A 16031-nucleotide genomic window follows, 5' to 3' on the forward strand; every position below is an offset into this window, starting at 1 on the left:
TCCTAACCCTCGCCAATGGCGAAGCCTTCAGCGCGCATCTTTTTCAGCAGGTCCTGCCAGCGCGAGAGTTTCTTGGTATCGCTTTTCTTCCCCGAGCTGCCGGGTAGGTACAGGCCTTCGGCGTTGAAGGCGTACACCGGCAGCAGATCCTTGCGTTGCGAGGCGGGGCGGATTTCGCCGATCAGGTTGTCCAGCACCAGCGGCTCGGCACTCGGGCTGGCGTAGTAGGTCAGCACCATGTGCGCCTGGTTCTGTTTCAGCGCCTTGACGTAGGTGATGCGCAGCTTCTCGGCGGGGATGCCGAGACGGCGCAGGGTGAAGTACTTGGCGATCGAGTAGTCCTCGCAATCGCCGGCCGCCTTGATCAGTGCCTCGACCGGGGTGGCCCAGTAGTCGGCCTGGCTCCAGTTGCGGCTGTCATCGACGAAGCGCAGTTGCCGATTGAAGAAGGCGTTGACGGTCTTCAGCTTGTCGGCCTCGGGCAAATCGACACTGGCGTCGATCAGTTGGCCCCAGGCCTGGATGCGTTCGCGCGCAGCACCGAGGTTGCCGTGCTGCTTTTCGGCGTTCTGCAGGATGAGGGTGAAATCCCAGTCGGCACTGAGTGCCGTCAGCGCTACCAGAAGGACGAGCAGCGCGCAGGGCCGCAGGCCTGGCGGGAGCCGGAGTCGTCCATGAGCGGGCTGCCGAGCGGGCATACGCCAACCTCTGCGGGGAATGCGAGAAGTCTAGGCAATGCGCCACTACTTTGCGGTGAATTCAGCGGCTGGGCAGGGTTTTTTGCTTGAGGATGTAGGCGCTGACCAGCACCGCGCTGGTCAGCATGAACGCCTGGGCCCAGGGGCGCTGCACCAGGTAGCAGGAAAAGCCGATGCTCAGCCACATCAGGCCGATGGCGTAAACCTTGCCCTTGAGCGGGATGCCGTTGCCATCGAGGTAGTCGCGGATCCACGGGCCGAGCCGAGGATGCTCGGTGAGCCAGCGGTAGAAGCGTTCGGAACTGCGCGCAAAGCAGGCGGCGGCGAGGAGCAGGAACGGCGTGGTGGGCAGCACCGGCAGAAAAATGCCGATCACGCCGAGCGCCACGCTCAGCCAGCCGATCGCCAGCAGCACATAGCGCAGGCTACGGTGCTGGCTCTGGCGCAGGGTCCGGCTCATCGGCTCAGTGGTGACGGGGCTTGAGCAGCGCAGGCTTCTCTTCCGGGGCGTTGAACAGCAGGAACAGCGCGGTCAGTGCTTCCGGAATCTGGTCGACCATGTCGTCGGCCAGCTCGCGGTTGTGCGCGATGTCGCTGAACTCGGGTTGTTCGTCGAACAGGCCGGAACCGACCATGATCGGCAGCAGCAGCTCGCTGACTTCGTCTTCGGCGTCCTCGAACCACACGCCTTCGCGCAGGAACACGCCTTCCATGAAGCCGATGCACCAGCCGCGGATGTCGGAGTCGTCCGGATCGTCACCGAGGTCGATGTCGCACGGCAGCTCGAGGTCGTCGTCGGCGGCGAGCAGGCGGGTGATGTGCGCCTTGAGCTGCACCAGGGTGCTTTCCACCGCTTCGCGCTGGGTGTCGTCGCTGTAGTGCGGCGGCTCGGCGAACAGCGCATCGATCCATTCGCGGTCCGGTACCGGCTGCGGGCAGATCGACAGCGCGGTCAGGTAGCCGTGGGCGGCAATGTAGTCCAAGGCTTCCTCGTGCAGCTCATCGGCATCGAGAAAAGCTTGCAGGCGGGTCAATTGCTCGGCGAAGGACATCGTACGGCTACCTTGAGGGAAGATGACAAGGCTGGATTTTAGCCCGGTTAGCGTGCCCAGCGCCCGTGTTGCGGGAAAATTCTTGGCCCAGGGCTGATCGGTGGCAACGCGATGGACGTCAGCCGCGGGTGGGGGAGGCTCGCGTATACTGCGCGACTTTTCCTGGCGACGGCTCTTGCCGCGGCGCCGATCCTTCGATTCACGGGGTTTTCATGCTCGAACCGGCGCTGCGCATCCTCAAGGACGTATTCGGCTACGACCGTTTCCGTGGCCAGCAGGGCGCGATCATCGAGCGCGTGGCCAGTGGCGGCGACGCGCTGGTGCTGATGCCGACCGGCGGCGGCAAGTCGCTGTGCTTCCAGGTCCCGGCGCTGCTGCGTGATGGCCTGGCGGTGGTGGTGTCGCCGCTGATCGCGCTGATGGACGACCAGGTCGCCACCCTCGACGAACTGGGGGTCGCCGCGGTGGCGTTGAATTCGACGCAGAGCGCCGACGAGCAGCGCGAAATCGCCGAGCGTCTGCGCCGCGGCGAGATCAAGCTGCTCTATCTGGCGCCCGAGCGCCTGGTACAGCCGCGCATGCTGGCCTTCCTGCAGCGCCTGGACATCGGCCTGTTCGCCATCGACGAGGCGCACTGCGTGTCGCAGTGGGGCCATGACTTCCGTCCCGAGTACCTGCAACTGGGCCAGCTCGCCGAGCTGTTCCCCGACGTGCCGCGCATCGCGCTGACCGCCACGGCGGACATGCGCACCCGCGAGGAGATCGTCCAGCGCCTGCACCTGCAGAACGCCGAGCGCTTCCTGTCGAGCTTCGACCGGCCGAACATCTTCTACCGCATCGTGCCCAAGGATAATCCGCGCAAGCAGCTGCTCGGCTTCCTCGCCGAGCGCAAGGGCGACGCCGGCATCGTCTACTGCCTGTCGCGCAAGAAGGTCGAGGAGGTCGCCGCCTACCTCAGCGAACAGGGCTTCCCGGCGCTGCCGTACCACGCCGGGCTGGCCAGCGAGCTGCGTGCCTATCACCAGAAGCGCTTCCTCAACGAGGAAGGACTGATCATGGTGGCCACCATCGCCTTCGGCATGGGCATCGACAAGCCCAACGTGCGTTACGTCGCGCACTTGGACCTGCCCAAGTCGCTGGAAGCCTATTACCAGGAAACCGGCCGCGCCGGCCGCGACGGCCTGCCGGCGGACGCCTGGATGGCTTACGGCCTGCAGGACGTGATCTTCCTCAAGCAGATGCTGCAGAACTCCGAAGGCGACGAGCGCCACAAGCGCCTCGAGCAGCACAAGCTGGACGCCATGCTCGCCCTCTGCGAGCTGGTCAGCTGTCGCCGTCAGGCGCTGCTCGCCTATTTCGACGAGGAGCTGCCGCAACCCTGCGGGCATTGCGACACCTGCGTCGACGAGCTGCAGACCTGGGACGCCACCGAGGCGGCGCGCCAGGCGCTGTCGGCGATATACCGCAGCGGCCAGCGCTATGGCGTCGGCCACTTGGTGGACATCCTGCTTGGCCGCGACAACGAGAAGGTGCGTGGGCTGGGTCATCAGCACCTGTCGGTGTTCGGCGTCGGCAAGGCGCTGGCCGAGACGGAGTGGCGCTCGCTGTTCCGCCAGCTCGTCGCACGCGGTCTGGTGGATGTCGATCTGGAAGGCTTCGGCGGCCTGCGCCTGACCGACGCCTGCCGGCCGCTGCTGCGCGGCGAGGTCAGCCTGGAGCTGCGCCGCGATCTCAAGCCGCAGCAGGGCGGCAAGGGCCAGTCGAAGAGCGCAGCCAGCCAGTTGGTGCGTGGCGAGGAGCGCGACCAGTGGGAAGCGCTGCGCGCACTGCGCCGCAAGCTGGCCGAAGAACATGCGGTGCCGCCCTACGTCATCTTCCCCGACGCCACCTTGCTGGAAATGTTGCGCAGCCAGCCGCGCTCGCTGTCTGAGCTGGCGCGGGTCAGTGGCGTCGGCGCGCGCAAGCTGGAACGCTACGGCGCGGCCTTCCTCGACGTGCTCAACGGCGCGGAGGCGGGTGAGGCGCCCAAGCAGGTCACCGACCTGCGCCACGAACTGGTCAGCCTGGCCCGTGCTGGCATGACCCCGGCGCAGATCGCCAACCAGCTGCAGTGCACCGAGAAGAATGTCTACAGCTTGCTGGCCGAGGCCATCGGCGAACAGCAGCTGTCGCTGGAGCAGGCGCTGGACTTGCCAGAGGAACTGCTCGGCGAAATCCAGGAAGCCTTCCTCGATGGCGACGGCGAGCTGCCGCCGGCGTCTGAGCTGGCCGAGATGTTCGCCGGACGCGTGCCGGAGGGCGTGCTGCACTGCGTGCGAGCGGCGTTGCAGTCCGAATTCGAGGTGTGATCCGGCGCACGCCAAAACGCTGACGACAAACTTGTGACGAGCGTCTCAAGACGATATGGTGTCGAAAGGCCTCCAGAAGAAGAGGTAAGCGTGACAACACATCAAGCCTGGTTGGACGACGTGCGTCCCAACCCCTATGCCGACCAGCTCGCCATTGGCTTTCGCCGCCTGCGTTTCGTTCGCACCCTGGAACAGGAATACCGCCGCTACATGCTGGAGGACAGCTTCGACCTCCGGCGGCTGACCCTGTGCGCCGGCATGCTGGTGTGGCTGGCTTTCGCCGTGCTGGATTTCTTCCTAGTGCCGGCGTCGACCGAGCGCTGGTGGATGTTCGCCATTCGTATCGGTGTACTCGCCCTGTTGCTGGCCTGCGGCCTGCTGCTGCTGATCCGCCGCCACATTCATCTGCTGGTGCCACTCAGCGTCACCTGCATTCTCGCCCCCGGTCTTGGCGCTGCCGCGGTGGTGGCGGTCGCCCACACCGTCGACCCGAGCTACCCCTACGAAGGCCTGCTGCTGATCTGCATGGTCGCCTACTTCCTCGCTGGTCTGCGCCTCACCGAAGCGCTGGCCAGTTCCGTGGTGGTGCTGATCGGCTATGTCGCCTTCGAGTTGCTGGCCGGCCTGGTGCTGCCGCGGCTGATCAACAACGTACTGTTTCTGCTGTTCGGCAACCTGATGGGCCTGGTCGGTTGCTACCTGCTGGAATACAAGTCGCGCGAGCACTTTCTAGTGGTCCGCCTGATGCGCATTCTCGCCGATCACGACGCCCTGACAGGCCTGCACAATCGGCGCAGCTTCGACCGCCAGCTGGAGCGCCTGTGGCGCCAGGCGCAGCGGGAAAGCCTGCCCCTGGCGCTGCTGCTCTGCGACATCGACCACTTTAAGGCCTACAACGACCACTATGGCCACCAGGCCGGCGACGCGGTGCTGCGGCGTGCCGGGGCGGTGGTTGCCGACGCGGCCCGGCGGCCGCTGGACATGGCGGTGCGCCTGGGCGGCGAGGAGTTCGCCGTGCTGCTCTACGACATCAGCCAGCCACAGGCCTTGCAGCGCGCCGAAGAACTGCGCGCCGCACTGGAGGCGCTGAAGTTGCGCCATGAACGTTCCGATACCGCCGAGATGGTCACCCTGTCGATCGGCGTGGCCAGCGTACAGCCGGCGGACGGCGGCGAGTTCGCCCAGCTGTACGCGCATGCCGACCGCGCTCTGTACGAGGCCAAGGCGTTCGGCCGCAACCAGGTGGTGGCCTGATGCAGCGCCTGATCCAGGCCAACGGCCAGCCGCACTTCGGTCTGTTCGAGCAGGCCCCGGACGAGATCAATTACCGCGATTTCGATTTCCGCTCGCCGATGGGCCGACCGCTCGGCCGCCTGGCCAAGTGGCGGCGCTTCCACCAGTTCCAGTACTTCGGCCTGATCAGTGACCAACTGATCGGAGGCTGCGCGCTGGCCAGCCTGAGCCTGGCCGGGATCGGCTTCGTCTACCTGTTCCATCCAGCCAGCGGGCGCATGCTCGAGCATCAGTTCAAGTTGCCACTGGGCTTCGGCACCGACTTCTCGCAGCGCCCCAATGACGGCATCTGCGAACTGCGCAGCGGGCGCAACCTGCTGCGCCTGGAGAATCGCGGTGCGGACAAGCGCCTGCTGGTTGAGTTGCGCGACGGGACGCGCATCGACGCACAGTTCAGCGAGGCCGAGCCGGCGTTCCAGCCGATGTGCCTCAACACGCCGACCGCCACCAACGGCTGGGTGTATGCGCAGAAGGTCGCCGGGGTGCGCTGCACCGGGCAGATCACCAGCGAGCTGGGCGAGTTCGACCTGGCCGAGCTCGGTGCCTTCGCTCACCACGACTGGTCGGCCGGCTACATGCGCCCGGAAACCTGCTGGAACTGGGCGTGCCTGTCGGGGCAGGCGGGGGCGCTGCGGGTTGGCCTCAATCTGTCCTGCGGGGTCAATGAAACCAGCTTCACCGAGAACTGTTTCTGGCTAGATGGTGAATTGCTCAAGGTCGATACCGTGCGATTCGAGTTCGACCGCGACGAGCCGCTGCGGCCCTGGACCATCCGCTCGTTCGACGGCCAGGTCGAGCTGCGCTTCGAGGCGCACGGGCTGCATCAGGAGCGCATGAACCTGGGCATCATGGCGAGCAACTTCAAGCAGATTTTCGGGCGTTTCCGTGGTGAATTGCGCCCCCATGGCCGGCCGGCGGTGAGCATCGACAACCTGTGGGGGTTCGTCGAGGACCAGTACGTGAAGTGGTGAAGGCTTGCCTAGCCGTTTACGATATGGTTAGTTGACTAATAATTAGCCTTGCCGTGAGCCCTGATGCACGTTATGCCCCACCTCGATAAACACCGTTTCGCCATGCAGTTGTCGCAAATCTCCCGCGCATGGCGCGCCGAACTCGACCGGCGTCTGGTCGGTCTCGGCCTGTCCCAGGCCCGTTGGCTGGTGCTGCTGCACCTGTCCCGCTTCGAGGCGCCTCCGACCCAGCGCGAGTTGGCGCAGAGCGTCGGCGTCGAAGGGCCGACCCTGGCCCGTCTGCTTGACGGCCTGGAAGCCCAGGGCCTGGTCAGCCGCCAGGCTGTGGAGGAAGACCGGCGGGCGAAGAAGATCAGCCTGCGGCCCAAGGCCAAGCCGCTGATCGAGCAGATCGAGACCATCTCCACCCAACTGCGCGAAGAGCTGTTCTCCGGCATCAGCCCGGAAGACCTGAGCCGCAGCCAGGCGGTGCACGCGCAAATCCTCGCCAATCTGGAGCGTCGAGGATCTGGCGCCAAGTGAGGGTGGCTTTCCTCACTTTCGAATGGCCGACGAGTGGGCTGTCAGTTTATTGACTGAGCGGCGGCCAAACCCCGTATCATGTTGATAGTTGGGTGATGGCACATTGCCTTTTTCGGCAAGGTGCGCGTTTGACATCCATACTCTTCAGCAGCCGGGTGCCAGGATCGCGCCCCGTCATTCGTTTCAGCGTCGCTTTCGACCGCTCAAGGAATCCCAAAGGGAATAGAGCGGTCGTGATGTTCGAGCCGGAATACCGGGGAGGTCACATGGCTCGGGTTCGTCATTTTCTCTTCACACTCGCCTCAGGCGCCTTGTTGCATCCCAGCATGGCTTCAGCCATCGGCCTGGGCGACATCACCCTGCACTCGGCACTGAACCAGCCGCTCAATGCAGAGATTCAGGTCATCGCCCCCGGCGATCTCGCCAGCCACGAAGTGACGGTGCGCCTGGCCTCGCCGGAAGCGTATGCGCGCGCAGGTGTAGAGCGTTTCGTCGCGCTTGGCGATCTGCGTTTCACGCCGATTCTGCAGGGCCGTCGCAGCATCATTCGCGTGGTGTCGAGCAAGCCGGTACGCGAGCCGTACCTGAATTTCATCGTCGAAGTGGTCCGCCCGGGTGGCAGCCTGCTGCGTGAATACACGCTACTGCTCGATCCGGCCGACTCCACCGCGTACCGCACCCTGGCAGCGCCGCAACCGGTCGCCGAGCCCGTGCGCCAGGCGCCACGGGTCAACCGCGCCCCGGTGGCCCGTGTCGCGCCGCCGGCGGTGCAGGGCAAGCAGTACCAGGTCCAGCGTGGCGACAGCCTGTGGTCGATTGCCCGCCGCGTGCAGGCCGCCGGCAACGGTCAGTCGCAAGCCGAATTGATGAGCGGCATCCAGGCGCTCAATCCCGACGCCTTCATCGGTGGCGACAGTCATCGGCTGATCGCCGGCAAGGTCCTGCGTCTGCCCGATGCCGCACAGGCCCCGGCTGAGGTCGGCGTCAGTGCCCCGGCGCTGGCGCCTGCGGCACCTCCGGTCGACACCGCCCAGCCGCTGCCGGCGACGCCGGCCGCGGCCAACGAAGGGCCGAGCCTGCAGCAGCTCAACGAAGCGCAGCAGCGCCTCGAAGTCGAGTTGAACAACCAGGCTACCGAGAAGCTGCAACTGCAGCAGGGCGTCGCTCAGCTGGAACAGAAGCTCGATGCCCTCGAGCAGCAACTGCGCAGCAAGGACGAGCAACTCGCCGCACTGCAGGCACAGCTGGCCTCCAGCGAGCGCGTCGAGACGCCGCCAGCGGCGGTACTGCCCGCTGCACCGGCTGCCGACAACGTGGCCCCGGCGCCGGCACCCGCGCTGGAGACGCAGAACGAACAGGGCTTCAGCCTGGCCTGGATCGGTGCGGCGCTGGTGCTGCTGCTCGCCGCCTTGCTGGCGCTGCTGACCCTGCGCAATCGGCGCGATCGGCAGGTCGCCGCGCAACCAGTGCCGGTCGCCCCGGCGGCCGAAGTGCTGCCGCCAGCGGTCGAGGTGTTGGCCGAAGCCAAGGCGGCGCCATTGCCGGCCCGGTCGGTGACCACACCCAGCGATGATCTGGACGGCGCCGAGCTGTACCTCGCCTATGGCCGCTACGGCGCGGCGCTGAGCATCCTGCGCAAGCTGGCGCACCGGCAGCCGCAACGTACCGACGTGCAACTGCGCCTGCTCGATGTACTCGGGCAGATGGGCGACGCCGGCGGCTTCGCTCGGCAACTGGTGGTGCTATCCGGATTGGGCGTCGCCGCGGAGCTGGTCGAGCCGATCAAGGCGCGCTATCCGCAACTCGCCGAGGCGAGCGCCACCGACGAGCGCGAGCCGCCGGCCGCGCTGCTCGACGAGCCAGTGGCGGCAAGCGAAGTGGCGGAAGCGCCGGTCCTGCCGGAAGACTTCCAACTTAACCTCGACGAGCTGTCGCTGGATGCCGACTGGGACTTGGTCAGCCCGTTCAAGGCCAAGCAGAAGGCGCGCGCCGATGAGCTGCCGGAGCTGGATGCGGATTTTCGCTCCAACCTCAACGAGCTGCCGGATGTCGAGGAGCTGCAGTCCTTCGAGGGTTTCGATGGCGGCTTGGTGGTCGACGCCGCGCCGCTGGACGAGACGCTCGACGCCGAGTTCCTCGACGTGTTCGACGATCCCGAGCTGAGCCAGGGGCGGGTCGGCAATGACCTGTCGCACCTCGCCGGCGATCGCGACAACGTGGTCAAGCTCAACCTGGCCTTGGCCTACATCGAGCAGGGCAACGTGCACGGCGCCTGCGACATCCTCAACGAAGTGATCAGCGACGGCAGCCCGGAGCAGCAGCGCGAAGCCCGCGCCTTGCTCGCGCGCATCGCCTGACCGTCACGCGTGACCGACAACGCCGCCGTTTCGGGCGGCGTTGTGCTGTCTGCGGCTAGAAGGTTTGGCCGAGGTTCAGGTACAGCGCGTGCTCGCTGGCATCGTTGAGGCCGTAGCTGAAGTCGAGCGGGCCGAGCGGGGTGTCCAGGGCGAAGAAGATGCTCGCGGCGTTTATGTAGCCGCTGTCGAACTCGTTGTCGTTGTTCCAGATCCGCCCGCGCTCCAGGCTGCCGCCGACGTACAGCGGGAAGTCCAGCGGCAGCACGCTTTCCGGCGTCAGCCTGCGGTAGTAGATGAGCCGTGCCAGGCTGACGTTCTGCCCGGCCAGGGCATCCTGGCGGAAGCCGGACAGCTCGCGCGCGCCACCCAGTTCGAAGCTCGAGGTGATCACCTCGACGGTGTCCAGCGTGCGGCCGTAGCGGCCGCCGACCACCCAGCTGTTCACCCCGAAGCTCAGCGCCTTGTCCAGCTTCAGTTGCCACTGGCGATAACTGTCGTCGGAGCCGAGCGACTGGTCGAACTTGCGCAGGTCGAGGGAGATGTCCTCGCCGCTGCGCGGGAAGTTGACGTTGTCCAGCGTGTCGAAGGAATACAGCGCCTGGTAGTAGCCCTCGGTGAAGCTGAAGCTCGGCAGCGCCGGGTCGCCGGTGCGCACTTCGGCCTCGCCCCAGTCCTGGCCGATGCCAAAGCGGATTTCGCCGTTGTTGGCGATCTGCCGGCCGACGTTCAGGCCGTAGCCGTAGCGCTGCAGGCGGTAGGTGGCGATCGGGTCGTTGTCCACGGTGAGGTCGATGTTCTGCGCCTCGCCGAACAGGTAGGGGGCGACGAAGTAGCGCGAGCCGCTGTCGAGCGGCTGGTAGAACTCGCTGTACAGCTCCTGGTGGTCGCCCAGCTGCACGCGCGTCAGCCACTCGGCGCCGAGCCGGTTGATGCCGTTGACCCGGTAGCTGGCGCCGAGGTTGAACACGCTCTCGCCACGCATGTCGTCGGACAGGTTGAGGCCCAGGCGCAGGTAGTCGGTGCCGGTGCGCTTGCCGCGCGCGCGGATCACCAGGGCGTTGCCGTCGGCCTGGTGGACCACGCGGTACTGCACCTGCTCGAAGTAGTCGAGGCCGTACAGCGTGCCCATGTCGGCCTGCAGGCGGTCGAGGTCAAGCGGCTCACCGAGCGGCTGGCGGATGTAGTGGCGGATGGTTTCGTCGCCGACCTTGGAGTTGTTCTCCACGCGGATCTCGCTGATCACCGGCGCGCGCTCGTCGGCGGCGCGTGCGGCGTTCAGCTTGGCTGGCAGCGCTTCGGGACGCAGCTCGGCCAGGCGCGCCTCGAGAATCCGCGTGGCCCGGTAGCCGGCGTCGATGATCTCGCGGACATGGGCGAAGTCGGTGCCGGGATAGCCGGCCAGCGCCGGCTGCACCAGGATGTCGTCGGCGTGCAGGGTGGCGAGCTGCGCCTCGGAGTTGCGCCGGGTCATCAGGGTGATCGACTGGTTGAGCACGTTGAACACGGTCTTCAGGTCGCGACGCGACTGCAGCGGCGTGCCGATGTCCACCGCGATGACCCGGTCGACACCCATCTCGCGGGCCACGTCGATGGGGATGTTGTCGACCATGCCGCCGTCCACCAGCAGGCGGCCGTCTACCTCGGTGGGCGCGAACACCGCGGGAATCGACATGCTGGCGCGGATCGCCTGCGGCAGGTGGCCTCGACGGAACACCACCTTGTCGCCGCTGGCAATGTCGGTGGCCACCGCGCGAAAGGGGATCGCCAGACGATCGAAGTCACGGACGTCGCTGGTGTGCACCAGCAGGCTTTCCAGCAGCAGGTTGAGGTTCTGGCCCTGGATCACCCCGAGCGGCAGGCCGAGGCTGCCGTCGTCACGGAAGCTGATCTTCTGTTTAACCAGAAAGTCGCGGTCGTCCTGCTTGCGGCGGAACGGAATGTCGGTGCGCGGCGGTGCGTCGGACAGCGCCTGCTGCCAGTCGAGGCTCAGCGCCAGCTGTTCCAGCTCTTCGACCCGGTAGCCCGAGGCGTACAGCCCGCCGATCACCGCGCCCATGCTGGTGCCGGCGATGGCGTCGACTCGGACGCCCTGTTCCTCGAGCGCCTTGAGCACACCGATATGCGCCAGGCCGCGGGCGGCGCCGCCGGACAGCACCAGGCCGATCTTCGGTCCGGCGCCCGGGCGTTCCGGTGCGGCGAGGGCGAGCAAGGGGCAGAGCAGCAACAGACAGAGCAGACGACGCATGAAGCTTCCTTGAACGATGCGGATACGGCCGGTCGGCGGCGCTATTATAGGCGTCCGAGCCCCATGCCAGAGCCGCTGCCATGTCCAACGCGAAAGCCGAGATCATCATCACCTACTGCACCCAGTGCCAATGGCTGCTGCGCGCAGCCTGGCTGGCGCAGGAGCTGCTCAGCACCTTCGCCGACGATCTCGGCAAGGTCAGCCTGGCGCCGGGCACCGGCGGGGTGTTCCACATCAGCTGCGACGGCGTGCAGATCTGGGAGCGCAAGGCCGACGGCGGCTTCCCGGAGGCCAAGGTGCTCAAGCAGCGGGTACGCGACCGCATCGACCCGCAGCGCGACCTCGGCCACAACGACCGACCAACGGAGTAGTCCGGCGCCGCTGCGTTGCTCCAGGTCAAGGTTGCCGGCCGTGGGCGGCGTAGCCTGATCGGTACTTAAACCTTTCAGGACAGGCCATGAGCATCATCGTTACCGGTGCGGCCGGCTTCATCGGCAGCAACCTCGTCAAGGCGCTGAATGCGCGCGGCGAAACCGACATCGTCGCGGTGGACGATCTCACCGACGGTGACAAATTCCGCAACCTGGTCGACTGCGAAATCAGCGATTACGTCGACAAGCGCGACTTTCTCGAGCGCTTCGCCAGCGGCGGTTTCGGCGTGGTCCGCGCGGTGCTGCACCAGGGCGCCTGCTCCAGCACCATGGAGGGCGACGGGCGCTTCATGATGGACAACAACTACCGCTACAGCTGCACGCTGCTCGACGCCTGCCAGGCGCTCGGCGTGCCGCTGCTGTACGCCTCGTCGGCGGCGGTCTACGGCGGCGGCCAGGTGTTTCAAGAGCGCCGCGAGCTGGAGCAGCCGCTCAACGTCTACGGCTACTCGAAGTTCCTCTTCGACCAGAAGGTCCGCCGCCTGCTGCCGCAGACCCGCAGCCAGATCGTCGGCCTGCGCTACTTCAACGTCTACGGGCCGCGCGAGCAGCACAAGGGACACATGGCGTCGGTGGCGCTGCACTGCTTCAACCAGTACCGCGCCAGCGGCAAGGTCAGCCTGTTCGGCGACTACGACGGCATCGCCGGCGGCGAACACCGCCGCGACTTCGTTTCCGTAGAGGATGTGGTCAAGGTCAACCTGCACTTCCTCGATGCGCCGCAGCGCTCGGGCATCTTCAACCTCGGCAGCGGCGTGGCGCAGCCGTTCAACGACGTGGCGGTGAGCATGGTCAACGCCCTGCGCGCGCAGGACGACCTGCAGCCGCTGAGCCGCGAAGCGATGGTCGCCCAGGGGCTGCTGGAGTACAGCGAGTTTCCTGAGGCGCTGCGCGGCAAGTACCAGAGCTTCACCCAGGCCGACATCGAGCTGCTGCGCGAAGCCGGCTATCGGCAGCCGTTCCTGCGCGTGGAACAGGGTGTCGAACGCTATTGCCGCTGGCTGCTCGGCGAGCGGTTAGAGGGCTAGACGCTGCTGGCGGCCTTGGTCGTCGGCGTATGCCGTGAATACAGCACGATGGCGAAGATGATCAAGGCGCCACCGGCCAGCATGCGCAGGGTCGGTTGTTCGTTGAACAGCACCCAGGCGATGCTGATGCCGTAGACCGGCTCGAGGGCGAGGATCACCGAGGTGGTCCGCGCCTTCAGTACGCGCAGGCTGGCGACGAACAGGCTGTGCGACAAGCCGGTGCAGAACACCCCCAGCACCGCGATCCACAGCCAGTCCAGGGCGCTCAGCGTCGGCAGGACCGGCGCGGCGAACGGCAGCAGGCAGGCGGCGATCGTCAGGTTCTGCCACAGCGCCGCTTGCACCGGATCGACGCCACGCGTGCTGAACCGGTTGAGCACCGACACCAGCGAGAACAGCAGGCCGGACAGCACCGCCCAGATCAACCCGTGGGTGGCCTCGCTGGCCAGCTCGAAGTGCGGGGTGACCAGCGCCAGCCCCAGACAGACCAGACCGACCACGACGAACTCCAGCCAGTGCAGGCGTTCGCGGAACAGCGCGCTTTCCAACAGCAGGGTGAAGGCCGGGAACGCCGCGAAACCGAGGGTGGCGATGGCCACGCCGGAAATTTTCACCGCGTGGAAGAAGGTCAGCCAGTGCGCACCGAGCAGCAGGCCGCCCAGCGCCAGCAGCAGGAGTCCGCGTGCATTGGGGCGCTGGCCGCTGTTGCCGCCGACCAGGCGGGCGAACAGACCCAGCGCGAGCACGGCGAACAGCGCGCGGCCGCAGGTGATCATCAGCGGCGTGGTCTGTGCCAGTTTGCCGAGCACGCCGGTCAGGCCGAACAGAAAGGCGCCGAGGTGGATGGCGAGGAGGGCGTGGCGAGTTTGCATCGGTACGTCGAGTCCTTGGAGGCGGTTGACGGTCGTCCAGTCGCACTGCGGCTTGTGCTCGCGTCAGATTTACACGGCATGGCGGGTGATCTGCCCCAGCAGGCCGTCAGGCCAGGCGTGCGCCGTTGGGCAGCGGCTTGTCGAAACCGGCCAGCACCACCTTGCCGTCGGCGTCGTAGATGCCGGTCACCAGCACCTCCGAGCGCACCCCGGCGACGCGTTTCGGCGCGAAGTTGCACACGCACAGCACCTGCCGGCCGGCCAGTTCGGCGGCTTCGTAGTGGGCGGTGAGCTGGGCGCTGGAGGTTTTGATGCCCTGTTCGCCGAGGTCGACTTCCAGCACGTAGGCCGGCTTGATCGCCTTGTCGTTGGGGCGGGCACTGAGGATGGTGCCGACGCGCAGTTCGACGCGCTCGAAGTCCTGCCACTCGATGTACTGCATGGTGCCTTCCAGACGGGTCCGTTGCGTGCAGTCTAGAGGCGCCCGGAAAGCTTGTCTGTCGCCGGACTAGCGGCTTTTGTCGCGTGCCTCGCGGCGCAGGTGACGGGGCGTGGCGCCGTATTCGCGGACCAGCGCGGCGGTGAAGGCGCTCTGCGAGGCGTAGCCGACCCGCTCGGCGATCGCGCCGATGGCCAGCGAGGTGTCGCGCAGCAGGCGCAGGGCCAGTTGCAGGCGGTGCTGGCGCACGTAGTCCATCGGCGTCTGCCCGGTTTCGGCTAAGAAACGACTGTGGAAGCGCGCGACCGAGAGCCCGGCCAGACCGGCCAGGTCGGCGACCTGCAGCGGGTGGCCGGCGTGGCGGTCGATATGGGCGTCGAGCTGGGCCAGTGGCAAGTGACTCGGTACTGCGCCGGGCTGCGCGTCGCTGAGGCTGGCGAGCAGCAGGGCGGCGCCCTGGCGGGCGATGACCGGGTCGTTGATGGGGCTGGCGGCGAGCCAGTCGACCAGCTGCATCTGCGCCGGCGCCAGCTCGGTGGTGGTGGCGTGCTCGATCAGCCGCCGGCCGCTGTCCAGGTGCGCCCCCAGGTTGTCGCGCAGCCAGCTTTCGTCGGGCACGTCGAGGATCAGGCAGTGGCCGCCCAGGGCGCTCTCGCAGGTGTGATGGGTGGTCGGCGGCACCACTGCCAGGCGATGGCGCTGCACCAGGCTGCCGTGGCCGTCCATCTCGAAGTCCAGCGTGCCGCGCAGGCCGAACACCAGCTGGGCGTGGTCGTGGCTGTGGGCAATCTGGTCGCGGTCGTAGTAGCGCAGGCTCAGGATCGGGTGCATGGCGGGCTCCTCGGGCATCGCGGCAGTCTACCTGCGGCGGGGGTGGGCTTGTCATCTGTCTGTCGCCGCGCCGTCATCGACACTTCACCACCTTTCCGCAAGCTCGGCGAAAACCGCGGGAGCACGCCCCCATGACAAGCGCAGAACTGGCCAAGCCCGGCCGCAAGCAACGTGTCCGGACCCTGTGGATCTCGGATGTGCACCTCGGCACTCGCGACTGCCAGGCCGAGCACCTAGCGGCCTTCCTCAAGCGCTACCAGACCGACCGGGTCTACCTGGTCGGCGATATCATCGACGGCTGGCGGCTGCGCAGCGGCGTGTACTGGCCGCAGGCACACACCAACGTGATCCGCCGCCTGCTGACCATGAGCAAGCGCGGCACCGAGGTGATCTACGTCACCGGCAACCATGACGAGTTCCTGCGCCGCTACTCCAGCCTGATGCTCGGCAACATCCAGCTGGTCGACGAGGCCGAGCACCGCACCGCCGACGGCCGCCGGCTGCTGGTGGTGCATGGCGACCAGTTCGACGTGATCACCCGCTATCACCGCTGGCTGGCGTTCCTTGGCGACTCGGCCTACGAGCTGACGCTGACCCTCAACCGCTGGCTGAACCACTGGCGGCAGCGTTATGGCTACGGCTACTGGTCGCTGTCGGCCTACCTCAAGCACCGGGTCAAGACCGCGGTGAACTTCATCAGCGACTTCGAACAGGCGATCGCCCACGAATGCGTGCGGCGCGGCTTCGACGGGGTGGTCTGCGGGCATATCCACCACGCGGAAATCCGTCGGGTCGGCGAGGTGGAGTACCTCAACTGCGGCGATTGGGTGGAGTCCTGCACGGCGCTGATCGAGCACCTCGACGGCAGCATCGAGCTATATCGGCTGGCCGAGGCGCAGGCGCGGACGAAGCTGCCGGCGGAGTTGGAAGTGGCGTGAGTCTCT

General features: G+C 66.7%; 15 protein-coding genes. 8 read left to right on the top strand and 7 right to left on the bottom strand.

Annotated elements, in window-relative coordinates:
- Positions 1-2: 2 nt before the first annotated feature.
- The 3 genes from lapG to JQX08_RS08760 all read right to left on the bottom strand — a co-directional run bounded on the left by lapG (position 3) and on the right by JQX08_RS08760 (position 1750).
- Positions 3-698, bottom strand: a complete 696-nt coding sequence (gene lapG, locus JQX08_RS08750) for a cysteine protease LapG (RefSeq protein WP_205347985.1) — start codon at positions 696-698, stop codon at positions 3-5.
- Positions 699-759: 61 nt separating this feature from the next.
- Positions 760-1158 (bottom strand): YbaN family protein, encoded by a 399-nt coding sequence (locus tag JQX08_RS08755; RefSeq protein ID WP_205347986.1) that lies wholly within the window; start codon positions 1156-1158, stop codon positions 760-762.
- A gap of 4 nt (positions 1159-1162) precedes the next feature.
- Positions 1163-1750, bottom strand: a complete 588-nt coding sequence (locus tag JQX08_RS08760; protein ID WP_205347987.1) for a UPF0149 family protein — start codon at positions 1748-1750, stop codon at positions 1163-1165.
- A gap of 212 nt (positions 1751-1962) precedes the next feature.
- On the opposite strand from JQX08_RS08760, the gene recQ reads away from it, so the two are divergent.
- From recQ to JQX08_RS08785, 5 genes are all read left to right on the top strand, one after another.
- Positions 1963-4098, top strand: coding sequence for a DNA helicase RecQ (gene recQ / locus JQX08_RS08765; protein WP_205347988.1), 2136 nt, complete (start codon positions 1963-1965; stop codon positions 4096-4098).
- A gap of 90 nt (positions 4099-4188) precedes the next feature.
- The gene (locus tag JQX08_RS08770; RefSeq protein ID WP_205347989.1) at positions 4189-5352 is read left to right on the top strand and encodes a diguanylate cyclase domain-containing protein; all 1164 of its coding nucleotides are present in this window, start codon (positions 4189-4191) and stop codon (positions 5350-5352) included.
- The gene (locus tag JQX08_RS08775; protein WP_205347990.1) at positions 5352-6362 is read left to right on the top strand and encodes a DUF2804 domain-containing protein; all 1011 of its coding nucleotides are present in this window, start codon (positions 5352-5354) and stop codon (positions 6360-6362) included. Before JQX08_RS08770 ends, JQX08_RS08775 begins: the two co-directional genes overlap by 1 nt.
- Positions 6363-6434: 72 nt before the next feature.
- Positions 6435-6884 (top strand): MarR family transcriptional regulator, encoded by a 450-nt coding sequence (locus tag JQX08_RS08780; RefSeq protein WP_205348204.1) that lies wholly within the window; start codon positions 6435-6437, stop codon positions 6882-6884.
- 326 nt (positions 6885-7210) lie between these two features.
- Positions 7211-9241: a motility hub landmark protein FimV gene (locus JQX08_RS08785; protein ID WP_205347991.1), complete on the top strand. Its 2031-nt coding sequence runs from the start codon at positions 7211-7213 to the stop codon at positions 9239-9241.
- Between the two features lie 55 nt (positions 9242-9296).
- Here JQX08_RS08785 and JQX08_RS08790 read toward each other — a convergent pair whose 3' ends face one another.
- Positions 9297-11486 (bottom strand): patatin-like phospholipase family protein, encoded by a 2190-nt coding sequence (locus JQX08_RS08790; protein ID WP_205347992.1) that lies wholly within the window; start codon positions 11484-11486, stop codon positions 9297-9299.
- Positions 11487-11566: 80 nt separating this feature from the next.
- Between JQX08_RS08790 and JQX08_RS08795 the strand changes: the two genes are divergently transcribed.
- On the top strand, positions 11567-11857 hold the full coding sequence (locus tag JQX08_RS08795) for an Rdx family protein (protein ID WP_205347993.1): 291 nt from the start codon (positions 11567-11569) through the stop codon (positions 11855-11857).
- 86 nt (positions 11858-11943) lie between these two features.
- Positions 11944-12945 carry an ADP-glyceromanno-heptose 6-epimerase gene (rfaD, locus tag JQX08_RS08800; RefSeq protein ID WP_205347994.1) on the top strand — a complete coding sequence of 334 codons (1002 nt, stop codon included), beginning with the start codon at positions 11944-11946 and terminating at the stop codon, positions 12943-12945.
- Here the strand turns inward: rfaD and JQX08_RS08805 are convergent.
- The 3 genes from JQX08_RS08805 to JQX08_RS08815 all read right to left on the bottom strand — a co-directional run bounded on the left by JQX08_RS08805 (position 12942) and on the right by JQX08_RS08815 (position 15087).
- Positions 12942-13817: a DMT family transporter gene (locus JQX08_RS08805; protein ID WP_205347995.1), complete on the bottom strand. Its 876-nt coding sequence runs from the start codon at positions 13815-13817 to the stop codon at positions 12942-12944. The genes rfaD and JQX08_RS08805 overlap by 4 nt on opposite strands.
- Positions 13818-13923: 106 nt before the next feature.
- Positions 13924-14259, bottom strand: a complete 336-nt coding sequence (locus tag JQX08_RS08810) for a tRNA-binding protein (protein ID WP_205347996.1) — start codon at positions 14257-14259, stop codon at positions 13924-13926.
- Between the two features lie 66 nt (positions 14260-14325).
- Positions 14326-15087: an AraC family transcriptional regulator gene (locus tag JQX08_RS08815; RefSeq protein ID WP_205347997.1), complete on the bottom strand. Its 762-nt coding sequence runs from the start codon at positions 15085-15087 to the stop codon at positions 14326-14328.
- A 131-nt stretch (positions 15088-15218) separates the two neighbouring features.
- Between JQX08_RS08815 and JQX08_RS08820 the strand changes: the two genes are divergently transcribed.
- Positions 15219-16025, top strand: a complete 807-nt coding sequence (locus JQX08_RS08820) for a UDP-2,3-diacylglucosamine diphosphatase (protein ID WP_205347998.1) — start codon at positions 15219-15221, stop codon at positions 16023-16025.
- The last annotated feature ends 6 nt before the right edge of the window (positions 16026-16031 follow it).

The organism is Zestomonas insulae, assembly GCF_016901015.1.
Taxonomy (GTDB): domain Bacteria; phylum Pseudomonadota; class Gammaproteobacteria; order Pseudomonadales; family Pseudomonadaceae; genus Aquipseudomonas; species Aquipseudomonas insulae.

Excerpts from the sequence above, each read along its gene's own strand:
- lapG (WP_205347985.1), bottom strand. The coding sequence starts at position 698 with ATGCCCGCTCGGCAGCCCGCTCATGGACGACTCCGGCTCCCGCCAGGC.
- JQX08_RS08755 (WP_205347986.1), bottom strand. The coding sequence starts at position 1,158 with ATGAGCCGGACCCTGCGCCAGAGCCAGCACCGTAGCCTGCGCTATGTG.
- JQX08_RS08760 (WP_205347987.1), bottom strand. The coding sequence starts at position 1,750 with ATGTCCTTCGCCGAGCAATTGACCCGCCTGCAAGCTTTTCTCGATGCC.
- recQ (WP_205347988.1), top strand. The coding sequence starts at position 1,963 with ATGCTCGAACCGGCGCTGCGCATCCTCAAGGACGTATTCGGCTACGAC.
- JQX08_RS08775 (WP_205347990.1), top strand. The coding sequence starts at position 5,352 with ATGCAGCGCCTGATCCAGGCCAACGGCCAGCCGCACTTCGGTCTGTTC.
- JQX08_RS08780 (WP_205348204.1), top strand. The coding sequence starts at position 6,435 with ATGCCCCACCTCGATAAACACCGTTTCGCCATGCAGTTGTCGCAAATC.
- JQX08_RS08785 (WP_205347991.1), top strand. The coding sequence starts at position 7,211 with ATGGCTTCAGCCATCGGCCTGGGCGACATCACCCTGCACTCGGCACTG.
- JQX08_RS08790 (WP_205347992.1), bottom strand. The coding sequence starts at position 11,486 with ATGCGTCGTCTGCTCTGTCTGTTGCTGCTCTGCCCCTTGCTCGCCCTC.
- JQX08_RS08795 (WP_205347993.1), top strand. The coding sequence starts at position 11,567 with ATGTCCAACGCGAAAGCCGAGATCATCATCACCTACTGCACCCAGTGC.
- rfaD (WP_205347994.1), top strand. The coding sequence starts at position 11,944 with ATGAGCATCATCGTTACCGGTGCGGCCGGCTTCATCGGCAGCAACCTC.
- JQX08_RS08805 (WP_205347995.1), bottom strand. The coding sequence starts at position 13,817 with ATGCAAACTCGCCACGCCCTCCTCGCCATCCACCTCGGCGCCTTTCTG.
- JQX08_RS08810 (WP_205347996.1), bottom strand. The coding sequence starts at position 14,259 with ATGCAGTACATCGAGTGGCAGGACTTCGAGCGCGTCGAACTGCGCGTC.
- JQX08_RS08815 (WP_205347997.1), bottom strand. The coding sequence starts at position 15,087 with ATGCACCCGATCCTGAGCCTGCGCTACTACGACCGCGACCAGATTGCC.
- JQX08_RS08820 (WP_205347998.1), top strand. The coding sequence starts at position 15,219 with ATGACAAGCGCAGAACTGGCCAAGCCCGGCCGCAAGCAACGTGTCCGG.